The sequence below is a fragment of the Leisingera sp. SA215 genome (assembly GCF_055902035.1).
Window position 1 is genome coordinate 21137 of record NZ_JBVVXU010000007.1, and the last position, 12264, is coordinate 33400.

Genomic DNA, 12264 nt, shown 5'->3' on the forward strand with positions numbered 1-12264 from the left:
ATGAACGGTGCCGCAATGCGCCCCGGCATCGTATGCGCTATGGGGGCCATGCAACAGTTTGCGATCTGCCCGTCCTGCGGCGCCTCGCTGCACACCAACAGGAAAACGCCGCACGGAAACATGCGGCGCTCTCTTTGTTTCAACCCGGCTCAGATCACCGATTTTGCCGCTGCCATCAGCGCATGATGCAGGGAGCCGGCCGAGGAACGCGGGCCGATGATCGAATACTGCTGCCCCGGAGCATGGCACAGCAGGAAGACGCCCAGATGCTCCATTGAGGTCCGCACCGCACTCCCCGCTTTTCCGCCGCGGACATCAGCATTGCACAACCGCTCCAGCACATCGGAACAGCGCGCGCCTTCCATGTCAAAGCGGCACCAGCCGTCGGTCTGCTCCACAACAGAACCAGCCTCGCCGACGGCCCGTTTCAGCTCACCCGCCAGCAGTTCGTGGCTGTCATGCGGTGCCGAGACCATCCACAGATCCGGCCCCATCCACCAGGTGGCGAATGCACCGGTTTCTGTCCAGCCCGCAGGCCCGGGCAGCGCGCCGCCCAGATATGCGGCAGCGGCGGAATTCACTGCCTCTTCCTGCCCCTGGCGCGCTGCCAGCGAGGCCAGCGCCCGGTCGGTGACCTCGCGGATCAGCAGCCCGGTAAAGGCATCGACCCGCGGCTCGTGACCGCCCAGCGGCGAAATGGCTTTCAGACCATGATTATCGAACTTACCCACGGAGACGCTCCCCTTCCGGATCCACAAAATGCGCGCTGACAACTTCGACCTGGACTTCCTTGCCTTCCAGCGGGTTGACCGCGCGGATCACCTCGCCCAAGCGCGCGTCACCGCGCTTCAGGAAACCGATCCCGATCGCGCATCCCAGCACCGGCGAATAGGCGGCCGAAGTGATATAGCCCTGATCGGTGGCGGCGCTGACTTCGCCATCGGCGTTCATCAGATGCGATCCGGCCGGCACCGGATCGGCGGCGTTCACCGGCTTGAAACCAACCAGCTTCAGCGCATCCTCCCGGTTCATGCCTTCGCGTTCGCTGAGGGTGTTGCCAATACAGTCCTTCTTCTTGCTGACCATCCGGCCCATGCCGAGGTTCAGCGCCGAAGTTGTCCCGTTCAGCTCGTTGCCGGCTGCATGGCCCTTTTCGATCCGCATCACGCCCAGCGCCTCGGTGCCATAGGGCACCGCGCCGAACTCCTCGCCCGCTTCCATCAGCTTGCGCAGCAGCGCGTCGCCGTAACGGGTCGGAACCGCGATCTCATAGGCCAGCTCGCCCGAGAAGGAGATCCGGAACAGCCGCGCCCGGCAGCCGCCCGCCACGGTGATCTCACCGCAGGCCATGAAGGGGAAACCCTCGTTCGAGATGTCGAACTCAGGGTCCACAACCTTTTGCAGCAGCTTGCGGGCATTCGGACCCGCCACCGCGAACTGTGCCCAGGCCTCGGTTGTCGAGATCAGCTGCACATCCATGTCAGGGAACAGGCACTGGCGCGCAAATTCCATGTTGCGGTAGACCAGAACTGCGTTGGCGGTGGTGGTGGTCACCACGAAATGATCCTCGGCAAAGCGGGCGGCGGTGCCATCGTCATAGGCAATGCCATCCTCGCGCAGCATCAGGCCATAGCGGACCTTGCCGACCGGCAGCTTGGCAAAGGCGTTGGCGTACATCTTGTTCAGGAATGCCGCCGCATCCTTGCCCTGCACGTCGATCTTGCCCAGCGTGGTCACATCGCAGATGCCGACCGAGTTGCGGGTCTGCAGCACTTCGCGGTCCACCGACTGGCGCCAATGGGTTTCGCCCGCCTTGGGGAACCATTGGGCGCGCAGCCATTGGCCGACCTCGACAAACTCCGCACCCTGCTCCTCAGCCCATTTGTGGCTGGGGGTCTTGCGGGTGGGGCGGAACTCCTCGCCCACCGAACGGCCGGCCATCACGCCAAAGGACACCGGCGTATAGGGCGGGCGGAACATGGTGGTGCCGACCTCGGGGATCTGCTTGCCCGCCAGTTCGGCCATGATCGCCAGACCGCCCATGTTCGACGTCTTGCCCTGATCGGTCGCCATGCCAAGCGTGGTGTAACGCTTCAGATGCTCGACCGAGCGGAAGTTCTCCTGATGCGCCAGCTTGACGTCCTTGACGGTGACGTCGTTCTGCTGGTCCAGCCAGGCGCGGCCTTTTCCTTCTTTCACATACCAGAAGGGGGTCACGTTGACGGGCGCATCCTCGGCCGCGGGAAGATCGGCAGCTTTCGCATCGATCCCAAGATCCGACAGCGCGGCAACCGCACCCTCGGCCCCTGCGCGCAGGGCGGCAGCGGTTGAGAAATCGCCATTGGCAGCCCCCGCCACAGACATGTTTTGCGGCAATGTCCCCGCGGGGACAAAGGCGGCAATATCCTCGCGCCAGGCCGGGCGGCCGCGCTGGTGGCAGGTCAGATGCACATTCGGGTTCCAGCCGCCGGACACCGCCAGCGCGCCGCAAGGCACATCGCGGGTGGCGCCATTGGCCAGACGCAACCGCACCGTTTCCAGGCCCAGCCGGCCCTGGGTGTCGATCACCTGGGCACCGGCAAACAGTTCGGCGCCGTCGACCTTGGGCGCATCCGGGCGGGTGTCGATCACCGCGGTCACCTTCACCCCCTTGGCGATCAGATCCGCTGCGGTGCGGTGGCCGTCGTCGTTGTTGGTGAAGACCGCAACACTCTGATCCGGCGTCACCGCCCAGCGGTTGGCATAGGCGCGCACCGCCCCCGCCAGCATCACGCCCGGACGGTCGTTGTTTTCAAACGCGATGGGCCGTTCGGTGGCGCCTGCCGCCAGCAGCGCCCGCTTGGAATAAATCCGCCACAGGATCTGCCGCGGCTTGCCCGCTTCCGGTGCCAGCACGTGGTCGGCCACCCGCTCCACCGCGCCATAAATGCCGTGGTCGAAGGCACCGATGATCGAGGTGCGCGGCATCACCCGCACATTCGGCAACGCGGCCAGTTCGGCCTGCACCTGCTCCACCCAGGCGGAACCGGTCAGATCATTGATGCCGAAAGTTTCCGCATTCAGGCGTCCGCCCAGCAGGAAGTCCTCGTCCGCGATGATCACCTGGGCGCCAGCCCGGCCCGCGGTCAGCGCTGCCATCAAGCCGGAGGGGCCGGACCCGATAACCAGCAGGTCGCAATGCAGGAACCCCTTGTCATAGGCGTCCGGATCATCCTCGAAACTGATGCTGCCGAGGCCGGCCGCCTTGCGGATGATCGGCTCGTAAATCTTCTCCCAGAACGCCGCAGGCCACATGAAGGTCTTGTAGTAGAACCCGGCGGTCAGGAAGTTCGAGAACCGGTCGTTCACAGCCATGAAGTCATGCTTCAGCGACGGCCAGCGGTTCTGCGAATTGGCTTCCAGGCCATCGTACAGCTCAGCCGTGGTGGCGCGGGTGTTCGGCTCCTGCCGTCCGCCGCTGCGCAGCTCAACCAGCGCGTTGGGCTCTTCCGACCCGGAGGTCAGCACGCCCCGCGGGCGGTGGTATTTGAACGAGCGGCCCATCAGCCGCACGCCGTTGGCCAAAAGCGCCGAGGCCAGCGTGTCGCCCTCGAAGCCCTTGTATCGCTTGCCATCAAACGTGAAGGTCAGCGCCTTGCTGCCCTTGATCAGCCCGCCATCCAGGCGGTTCACCTGCACGCCCTTGCGGGCACCGGTGCTGCCATCGGCCTGGAACGCAACGGTTCCGGCATTCAGTATTGCATCAGTCATTTGCTGCGCCCCCTTGCCCGGGCCACATCGCGGGCCAGTTCGACAGTCAGGATTTCATGGGTCACGGTATTGCGGGTCACCACCAGCCAGGACCGGTCGCCCTGCTCATGGAACCACAGCTCGCGGTGCTCGCCCGCCGGGTTGTCGCGCAGGTACAGATAGTCGTGAAACTGATCCGCCGCGTTCTCGGCCTGCCAGTCGGGCCGGTCGATCAGCGCCGCGTCACCCAGGTAGGTGAATTCCTGGCTGTCCCGCGGCCCGAGGATCGGATGGTTGATAATCATCGTTTGCTCCTTTCCTCAGTGCAGGTTCGGCTGGGCGCCCTGGCCCTTTTCGTCAATCATGCAGCCCTTGCGGAACCGGTCGAGCCGGTAGGCCGTGGCCACTTTGTGCGGGGTGTCCGTCGCCAGCAGATGCGCATAGCACCAGCCCGAGGCCGGGGTCGCCTTGAACCCGCCGTAGCACCAGCCGCCATTGAAATAGAGGCCATCCACATGGGTCTTGTCGATGAAGGGCGAGCCGTCCATCGACATGTCCATGATACCGCCCCAGCTGCGCAGCATCCGTACCCGGCCTAAGCTGGGGATCAGCGCCATGCCGCCTTCCATCACGTCCTCGACCACCGGCAGGTTGCCGCGCTGCGCATAAGAATTGTACATGTCCAGGTCGCCGCCAAAGACCAGGCCGCCCTTGTCCGACTGGCTGCAGTAGAAATGACCGGCGCCAAAGGTGATGACCCCGTCCAGAACCGGCTTCAGCCCCTCGGACACAAAGGCCTGCAGCACGTGGCTTTCGATCGGCAGGCGCATGCCCGCCTTCTCCATCACCCGGCTCGACGACCCGGCAACGCAGCTCGCCACCTTGTTGGCACCGATGAAACCCTTGGTGGTCTCAACACCCAGACACTTGCCGTTCTCGATCCTGAAACCGGTGACTTCGCAATTCTGGATGATGTCCACCCCGCGCAGATCCGCGCCGCGGGCATAGCCCCAGGCCACAGCATCATGGCGCACGGTGCCGCCGCGGCGGTGCAGCAATCCGCCCTTGATCGGGAAACGCGCGTTGTTGAAATTCAGGAACGGGTACATGGCGCGGACGCCCTCCACGTCCAGCAGCTCCGCGTCCGATCCGTTCAGGATCATCGCATTGCCCCGCCGCCGCGCCGCATCGCGCTGCGCGTCCGAATGCACCAGGTTCAAAATGCCGCGCTGGCTGACCATGGCGTTATAGTTGAAGTCCTGCTCCAACCCTTCCCACAGCTTCAGCGACAGCTCGTAAAACGGCTCGTTGCCGTCCAGCAGGTAGTTCGAGCGGATGATGGTGGTGTTGCGGCCCACGTTGCCGCCGCCGATCCAGCCCTTTTCAATTACAGCAACATTGGTGATGCCGTGCTCCTTGGCCAGGTAATAGGCCGTTGCCAGCCCGTGCCCGCCGCCGCCGATGATCACCACATCGTAGCTTTTCTTGGGTTCCGGATCGCGCCAGGTCGGGCGCCATCCCTTGTGGCCCGTCAGGGCCTCCTTGATCACTTTCAGGCCAGAGTACCGCATTTTGTCCTCACCAACTGTCACCGACAGATTTGTTGAGAAATGCGGCAATTCACAGAGCGATTTCAGACACCGGCCGCGCCATTTGCGGCATTAGCAGGAATTCATCCATGCAGGCGCAGCATGACTTACGGCGCAACCCTTGCGTTAAATCACGAGTAAATATTTGAATTTATTAAGAATATACACGGTCATACGGAAATACAGCCAACACGCAGGCCCCGCCCGGTTTGCGTCACCTGCTCCAGAATCCGCGCCATATGCGTCAAAGGCGACTCACCCGGACAGGTCGATCTGATCCAGCTCGTTCAGCAGATCCAGCAGGGCCTCATAACGCTCCGGCCCCATCTTGGCCCGGGTGCGGTTCATCAGCTCCAGACTCGCGTCAATGTTGTCGGCAATGACCCGCGCGCCGCCAGTGGTGATCCGCACCACCTGGCGGCGGCGGTCCTGCCGATCCCGCTCACGGCTGATCAGCTGCTTCTCCTCCAGCTTCTGCAGGATCCGCGTCAGGCTGGGCAACAACAGGCAGGCCTTATCGGCAATCTGGGTCGGATCAATCGGCCCGCTCTCCTGCACCACGCGCAGAACCCGCCATTGCTGCTCTGTCAGGCCGGCGCCGCTCAGCAAGGCCCGGATCGGCCCCATCACACGCTCACGCGCCCGCAACAGCGCGATGGGAAGGGATCGGTCAGTGGCCGGCATCATCTTGGTCATATCCGATTATCACCCCCCTCACGGCTAAACGCAATTACCGCTTGGATTTCTTCTGCTTGACTGGCGCCCTTCATTTTGCTAAACATGTTAAGTAATTCAGAAGGGATACCGGACATGCCGCACATCACCCTGGACTACTCACCCAATATGGAGGAGCGCGCCGATATTGCCGCGCTTTGCGGCCATCTGCGGCAGGCGGCAGCGGCCACCGGCGTGTTTCCTCTGGCGGGCCTCCGGGTCCGCGCCTTTGCCGCCAGTCACGTCTCAATCGCGGATGGCGGCCCGCAGCACGGCTACATCGACATTTCGATCCGCCTGCGGGCCGGCCGCGATCCAGACACCCGCAAACGCGCGGCTCAGGCGGTGTTCGAGGCGGCCCGGGCCTTCCTTGCGCCAGCGATGCAGCAGCACTCCATCGCGCTCTCGCTGGAGATGCGCGACATCGACCCGGACCTTTCTCCCAAATGCGGCACCATCCGCGACCATATGCAAAAGGCGGACCAGTGATGCGCGATCTGACCACCAACATCGAAACGCTGACCGGCCACCTGAGCCGCTTCCGCGACAGCGGCATTCGGAACCTGATCGCAGGCGAAAGCCGGCCCGCGGCCTCCGGCGCCACGTTTGAAACATCCTCGCCGGTGGATGAAAGCGTGATCTGCACAGTTGCCAGGGGCGGTGCCGCGGATATCGACGCCGCCGCCAAGGCCGCCAAAACCGCCTTCCCCGCCTGGCGCGACATGCCGGCGCTGGAGCGCAAGAAGATCCTGCACCGCATCGCCGATCTGATCGCCGGCCGCGCCGAGGAAATCGCCCTGTGCGAAAGCTGGGACACCGGCCAGCCGATCCGCTTCATGGCCAAGGCCGCCCTGCGCGGGGCGGAAAACTTCCGTTTCTTTGCGGACAAGGCCGCATCAGCCCGCGACGGCCAGCAACTGCAGTCGCCAACGCTGATGAATGTCACCACCCGCGTGCCGATCGGCCCGGTTGGCGTGATCACCCCCTGGAACACGCCTTTCATGCTGTCGACCTGGAAGATCGCGCCCGCGCTGGCCGCCGGCTGCACCGTGGTCCACAAACCGGCTGAATTTTCCCCCCTCACCGCCCGCATCCTGGCCGAGATTGCCCAGGAAGCAGGCCTTCCGCCCGGCGTCTGGAACCTTGTGAACGGCTTTGGCGAGGATGCCGGCAAAGCCCTCACGGAACACCCAGACATCAAGGCCATCGCCTTTGTCGGCGAGTCCAAAACCGGCTCGATGATCATGAAACAGGGCGCCGATACCCTCAAGCGTGTGCATTTCGAACTGGGCGGCAAGAACCCGGTGGTGGTGTTTGACGACGCCGATCTGGACCGCGCGCTGGATGCCGCGGTCTTCATGATCTACTCGCTGAACGGCGAGCGCTGCACCTCCTCCTCGCGCCTCCTTGTTCAGGAAAGCATCGCCGGGGAATTCGAGACCAAACTGATCGAACGGGTCAACAGCATCAAGGTCGGCCACCCGCTGGACCCGGCCACCGAAGTCGGCCCGCTGATCCACAAGGTGCATTTCGACAAGGTGACGTCCTATTTCAAGACCGCCGAACAGGACGGCGCCACCATCGCCGCCGGCGGCACCCGCGCCGGAGACAAGGGCTGGTTCGTCCGCCCCACGCTGTTCACCAATGCCACCAACAACATGACCATCGCCCAGGAGGAAATCTTCGGCCCGGTCCTCACTGCGATCCGGTTCAAGGACGAGGATGAAGCTCTGACACTGGCCAATGACACCCAATACGGCCTCACCGGCTATGTCTGGACCAACGACCTCACCCGCGCCCTGCGCTTCACAAATCAGCTGGAGGCCGGGATGATCTGGGTGAACTCGGAAAACGTCCGCCACCTGCCCACGCCCTTCGGCGGTGTCAAATCCAGCGGCATCGGCCGCGACGGCGGCGATTGGTCGTTCGAGTTCTATATGGAACAAAAGCACATCGGCTTTGCCACCGGCCATCACAAGATCCCGCGCCTCGGCGCCTGAGCCCGCTTCTTTCTGTTCAAAAAATATTCCGGGGAGCGCGAGGGGCCGGCCCCTCGCTCCCGCCCCCCGGCCCCACGCGAAAGGTTCCGACCATGCCCGTCCCCGCCGCAAACCTCTATCCGCCCTTCAACATCGTCCGGCTGTCCCACGTCGAATACGCCGTCACCGACCTTGCCGCCTCGCGCGCCTTCTACGTGGACACGCTTGGCCTTCAGGTCACGCACGAGGACGACAGCCGCATCTATCTGCGCGCGATGGAGGAACGCGGCCACCATTGCATCGTGCTGGTCAAGGCGGAGACCGCCTCCGTCGGGGTTCTCGGCTTCAAGCTTTACGATGAGCCGGACCTGGACAAGGCAGCGGAATTCTTCACCTCCCGGGATCTGCCGGTGGAATGGATCGACCGCCCCCACATGGGCAAGACCTTACGCACCCGCGACCCCTGGGGCATCCCGCTTGAGTTCTATGTCAGGATGGACCGGCTGGAGCCGATCCACCAGAAATACAGGCTCTATAACGGAGTAAAACCGCTGCGCATCGACCATTTCAACATGTTCAGTGCCGATGTGGACTCGGCGGTCGCCTTCTATAACGAAATGGGTTTCCGCGTCACCGAATACACCGAGGACGACGACAGCGGCCGCGTCTGGGCCGCCTGGATGCACCGCAAGGGCGGCGTGCATGACGTCGCCTTCACCAATGGTCTTGGCCCCCGCCTGCACCACACCGCCTTCTGGGTGCCGACCCCCTTGAACATCATCGACCTGCTCGATCTGATGTCGACCACCGGCTATGTCGATAACATCGAGCGCGGCCCCGGCCGCCACGGCATCTCCAACGCCTTCTTCCTCTATGTGCGCGACCCCGACGGCCACCGGATCGAGATCTACTGCTCCGACTACCAGACCGTCGACCCGGATCTGGAGCCGATCAAATGGTCGCTCACCGATCCGCAGCGCCAGACCCTCTGGGGCGCCCCTGCCCCGCGCAGCTGGTTCGAGGAGGGCTCGGTGTTCGAAGGCACCGCCCCGAAACCCAGCACCTTGGACGCGCAGCCGATTATTGCACCCTGATACAACATGAGGACGGCGCCGTGCCACGGTGAGGCGCTGTTCGTGCCATTGGTACGGGCAAAGAAAGACGAGACGAGATGAAATGGAATGAATTCTCCGACTGGGGCCGCCGGGTGGCCGATTGGGCGCAGGACTACCATCTGACGGTGGGCGACCGCCCGGTGCGCGCCCAGACCCGCCCCGGCGAGGTGCTCAACGCGCTGCCCCAAACCCCGCCCGAACAGGGCGAGGAGATGGAGGCGATCTTTGCCGATTTTGAAAACGCCGTGATGCCCGGTATCACCCACTGGCAGCACCCGCGCTTCTTTGCCTATTTCAACTCCAACGCCGCCGCGCCCTCGGTGCTGGCCGAATTCCTCGCCGCCGCCATCGCGCCGCAATGCATGCTGTGGCAGACCTCCCCGGCGGCGACCGAGATGGAAACAAGAATGATGGACTGGCTGCGCCAGGCGCTGGACCTGCCCGGCCAGTTCCAGGGCGTCATTCAGGACAGCGCCTCCTCCGCCACTCTGGCTGCGGTGCTGACCATGCGGGAGAAAGCCCTGAACTGGCAGGGCAACAGCCACGGGCTGTTCGGCCAAAGGGCGCTCCGGATTTACTGTTCTTCCGAGGTCCACACCTCCATCGACCGCGCCATCTGGGTGGCGGGCATTGGCCAGCAGAACCTGATCCGGGTGCCCATCAAGGGCGACTGGCGCGGTATGGACCCCGCAGCCCTCGAGGCCGCAATTCAGGCCGACCTCGCCGCAGGCCACCAGCCCGCCGGTGTGATCCTTTGTGTGGGCGGCACCGGCACCGGCGCCACCGATCCCGTGGATCAAGTGCTGGACGTGGCCGAAAAGCATGGCCTCTACACCCATGTGGACGCTGCCTGGGCCGGTTCCGCGATGATCTGCCCGGAATACCGCCACTACTGGCCGGGGGTAGAGCGCGCCGACAGCATCGTCTTCAACCCGCATAAATGGCTGGGGGTGCAGTTCGACTGCTCCGCCCATTTCCTGAAGAACCCGGACGACCTGGTGCAGACCCTCGCCATCAGCCCGGAGTACCTCAAGACCCACGGCCATGACGGCATCATCAATTATTCCGAATGGTCGGTGCCGCTGGGCCGCCGCTTCCGCGCGCTCAAGATCTGGTTTCTGATCCGCACCTACGGCCTTGAGGGTCTGCGCCAGCGGCTGCGCAACCACGTCAACTGGTCCAGCCAACTGCACGAAAAGCTTAAGTCAGAGCCTGATTTCGAAATCACCACCCCGCCGATGTGGTCGCTCTGGACCTTCCGTTATGCGCCTGAGGGCGCCGCGGATCTGGATGCGCTGAACCTCCAGCTGGTCAATGCGATCAACGACGACGGCCGCATCTACCTGACCCAGACCCGCGTCGACGGCGATCTGGTGATCCGTTTCCAGGCGGGCCAGTTTGAAACCACCGAAGCAGACGTGATGATGGCCTTTGACGTCATCACCGAAATCGCGAGGAACCTGACATGACGCGCTTTGCCACCTATACCGCTGACGGCGAGACCTTCTATGGCGCAGTGACGGATGCCGGCATGATCGCCCTGTCGCCACAATTTCCCGACTGGCCCACCCTGCGCGAGGTGATCGCGGCCCAGGCCCTGCCCGCGCTGGAAAAGGCCGCCGAGGGCAAGCCCGTCACCCACAGAAATTTCACCTATGAGATTCCGATCCCCAACCCGGAGAAGATCCTCTGCGTCGGCGTCAACTTCCCGGACCGCAACGCCGAATACAAGGACGGCTCGGCCCAGCCCAAACACATGTCCCTGTTCCCCCGCTTTGCGCGCTCCTTCACCGGGGCAGAGCGCCCGCTGATCCGCCCGCCGGAGAACCACACCCTGGATTACGAGGGCGAGGTCGCGGTGGTGATCGGCAAGGCAGGCCGCCGGATCAAGCCGGAAGACGCCTATGATCACATCGCCGCGCTGACGCTGGCGAACGAGGGCACCATCCGCGACTGGGTGCGGCATGCGAAATTCAACGTCACCCAAGGCAAGAACTGGGACAATTCCGGCTCTATCGGCCCCTGGCTGGTGCCCTTCACCGACGCCGCGCAACTGGATGACGCCCGCATCATGACCCGCGTCAACGGAGAGGTCCGCCAGGACGACACCCTGGCCCGCATGATGTTCCCGATCCGCGAGGAGATCGCCTATATCTCCACCTTCACCACCCTGCAGCCCGGCGACGTGATCATCACCGGCACCCCAACCGGCGCAGGCGCCCGCTTCGATCCTCCGAAATACCTGGCGCCCGGCGACGTGGTCGAGGTTGAGGTCGCGGGCATCGGCCTCCTGCGCAACACCGTCGCGGATGAGTTTGGCGAGGACGAGGCATGACCCCGGAACAGCATCAGGAGGCCGCCGCAACCCTGCTGGCGGCCGAGGCAACCGGCCGCCAATGCGGCTTGCTCTCGCTGGCCTATCCCGGCATGACCCTGGACGATGCCTATGCGGTGCAGCAGGCTCTAATAAGGCAAAAGCTGGCGTCGGGGCGCCGGAAAATCGGCTGGAAGATCGGCCTCACCAGCCGCGCCATGCAGCAGGCGCTGAACATCACCACGCCCGACAGCGGCGTGCTGCTGGACGATATGCTCTTTGAAAACGGCGCCACCGTCCCCGCTGGCCGCTTCATCCAGCCGCGGGTGGAGGCCGAGATTGCCTTTGTCATGAAATCCCCCCTCGCAGGCGCCGGGTGCAGCCGCGCGGACGTCTTGGCCGCCACGGATTATGTTGCGCCATCGCTGGAAATCCTCGACACCCGCATCCTGCGTGCGGATCCGGAGACCGGTCAGGCCCGCATCATCACCGACACCATCAGCGACAACGCCGCAAATGCCGGTATCGTGCTGGGCAAAGAACGCCACGCCGCCGACGCCCACGATCTGCGCTGGGTGGGCGCCATCACCTCCCGCGACGGCACGGTTGAGGAAACCGGCCTCGGCGCGGGGGTGCTGAATGATCCCGTCACCTCGGTCCTCTGGCTGGCGCGGAGGATGGCGGAATATGGACAACGGATCGAGGCCGGGGATATCGTACTCTCAGGTTCTTTCATCCGCCCCATCGAATGCCCGCCGGGCACGGAGATTGCCGCCGATTTCGGGCCCTTCGGCTCCCTATCCATCACCTTTGCCTGACAGGAG

Annotated in this window: 11 protein-coding genes; 6 read left to right on the top strand and 5 right to left on the bottom strand. The window is 64.0% G+C overall.

What is annotated here, in order from left to right; translation table 11 throughout:
- Positions 1-149 precede the first annotated feature (149 nt).
- The 5 genes from AC0KW6_RS09355 to hpaR form a co-directional block, all read right to left on the bottom strand.
- Complete coding sequence (locus AC0KW6_RS09355) at positions 150-731, bottom strand: sarcosine oxidase subunit gamma (RefSeq protein WP_474034762.1); 582 nt, start codon at positions 729-731, stop codon at positions 150-152.
- Positions 724-3750 (bottom strand): sarcosine oxidase subunit alpha family protein, encoded by a 3027-nt coding sequence (locus AC0KW6_RS09360; RefSeq protein ID WP_323778263.1) that lies wholly within the window; start codon positions 3748-3750, stop codon positions 724-726. The genes AC0KW6_RS09355 and AC0KW6_RS09360 overlap by 8 nt, the downstream gene beginning before the upstream one ends.
- Positions 3747-4034 carry a sarcosine oxidase subunit delta gene (locus tag AC0KW6_RS09365; protein WP_323778265.1) on the bottom strand — a complete coding sequence of 96 codons (288 nt, stop codon included), beginning with the start codon at positions 4032-4034 and terminating at the stop codon, positions 3747-3749. The genes AC0KW6_RS09360 and AC0KW6_RS09365 overlap by 4 nt, the downstream gene beginning before the upstream one ends.
- 15 nt (positions 4035-4049) lie before the next feature.
- Complete coding sequence (locus AC0KW6_RS09370) at positions 4050-5300, bottom strand: sarcosine oxidase subunit beta family protein (RefSeq protein WP_024091841.1); 1251 nt, start codon at positions 5298-5300, stop codon at positions 4050-4052.
- A 273-nt stretch (positions 5301-5573) separates the two neighbouring features.
- Positions 5574-6014, bottom strand: coding sequence for a homoprotocatechuate degradation operon regulator HpaR (gene hpaR / locus AC0KW6_RS09375; protein ID WP_323777542.1), 441 nt, complete (start codon positions 6012-6014; stop codon positions 5574-5576).
- Positions 6015-6128: 114 nt separating this feature from the next.
- Between hpaR and AC0KW6_RS09380 the strand changes: the two genes are divergently transcribed.
- The 6 genes from AC0KW6_RS09380 (at position 6129) to hpaH (ending at position 12258) form a co-directional block, all read left to right on the top strand.
- Entirely contained in the window at positions 6129-6521 is a 393-nt protein-coding gene (locus tag AC0KW6_RS09380) for a 5-carboxymethyl-2-hydroxymuconate isomerase (RefSeq protein ID WP_323777544.1), read from the top strand.
- Positions 6521-8032, top strand: a complete 1512-nt coding sequence (hpaE, locus tag AC0KW6_RS09385) for a 5-carboxymethyl-2-hydroxymuconate semialdehyde dehydrogenase (RefSeq protein ID WP_474034763.1) — start codon at positions 6521-6523, stop codon at positions 8030-8032. Before AC0KW6_RS09380 ends, hpaE begins: the two co-directional genes overlap by 1 nt.
- 92 nt (positions 8033-8124) lie before the next feature.
- The gene (gene hpaD, locus AC0KW6_RS09390) at positions 8125-9105 is read left to right on the top strand and encodes a 3,4-dihydroxyphenylacetate 2,3-dioxygenase (RefSeq protein ID WP_323777546.1); all 981 of its coding nucleotides are present in this window, start codon (positions 8125-8127) and stop codon (positions 9103-9105) included.
- A 77-nt stretch (positions 9106-9182) separates the two neighbouring features.
- Entirely contained in the window at positions 9183-10595 is a 1413-nt protein-coding gene (locus tag AC0KW6_RS09395) for a pyridoxal phosphate-dependent decarboxylase family protein (RefSeq protein WP_323777548.1), read from the top strand.
- On the top strand, positions 10592-11461 hold the full coding sequence (locus AC0KW6_RS09400) for a fumarylacetoacetate hydrolase family protein (protein WP_323777550.1): 870 nt from the start codon (positions 10592-10594) through the stop codon (positions 11459-11461). The genes AC0KW6_RS09395 and AC0KW6_RS09400 overlap by 4 nt, the downstream gene beginning before the upstream one ends.
- Positions 11458-12258 carry a 2-oxo-hept-4-ene-1,7-dioate hydratase gene (hpaH, locus tag AC0KW6_RS09405; protein ID WP_323777551.1) on the top strand — a complete coding sequence of 267 codons (801 nt, stop codon included), beginning with the start codon at positions 11458-11460 and terminating at the stop codon, positions 12256-12258. Before AC0KW6_RS09400 ends, hpaH begins: the two co-directional genes overlap by 4 nt.
- The last annotated feature ends 6 nt before the right edge of the window (positions 12259-12264 follow it).

What these genes read in the sequence shown, in the direction of transcription:
- AC0KW6_RS09360 (WP_323778263.1), bottom strand. Translation starts at nt 3,750, where the DNA reads ATGACTGATGCAATACTGAATGCCGGAACCGTTGCGTTCCAGGCCGAT.
- AC0KW6_RS09365 (WP_323778265.1), bottom strand. Translation starts at nt 4,034, where the DNA reads ATGATTATCAACCATCCGATCCTCGGGCCGCGGGACAGCCAGGAATTC.
- AC0KW6_RS09370 (WP_024091841.1), bottom strand. Translation starts at nt 5,300, where the DNA reads ATGCGGTACTCTGGCCTGAAAGTGATCAAGGAGGCCCTGACGGGCCAC.
- hpaR (WP_323777542.1), bottom strand. Translation starts at nt 6,014, where the DNA reads ATGACCAAGATGATGCCGGCCACTGACCGATCCCTTCCCATCGCGCTG.
- AC0KW6_RS09380 (WP_323777544.1), top strand. Translation starts at nt 6,129, where the DNA reads ATGCCGCACATCACCCTGGACTACTCACCCAATATGGAGGAGCGCGCC.
- hpaE (WP_474034763.1), top strand. Translation starts at nt 6,521, where the DNA reads ATGCGCGATCTGACCACCAACATCGAAACGCTGACCGGCCACCTGAGC.
- hpaD (WP_323777546.1), top strand. Translation starts at nt 8,125, where the DNA reads ATGCCCGTCCCCGCCGCAAACCTCTATCCGCCCTTCAACATCGTCCGG.
- AC0KW6_RS09395 (WP_323777548.1), top strand. Translation starts at nt 9,183, where the DNA reads ATGAAATGGAATGAATTCTCCGACTGGGGCCGCCGGGTGGCCGATTGG.
- AC0KW6_RS09400 (WP_323777550.1), top strand. Translation starts at nt 10,592, where the DNA reads ATGACGCGCTTTGCCACCTATACCGCTGACGGCGAGACCTTCTATGGC.
- hpaH (WP_323777551.1), top strand. Translation starts at nt 11,458, where the DNA reads ATGACCCCGGAACAGCATCAGGAGGCCGCCGCAACCCTGCTGGCGGCC.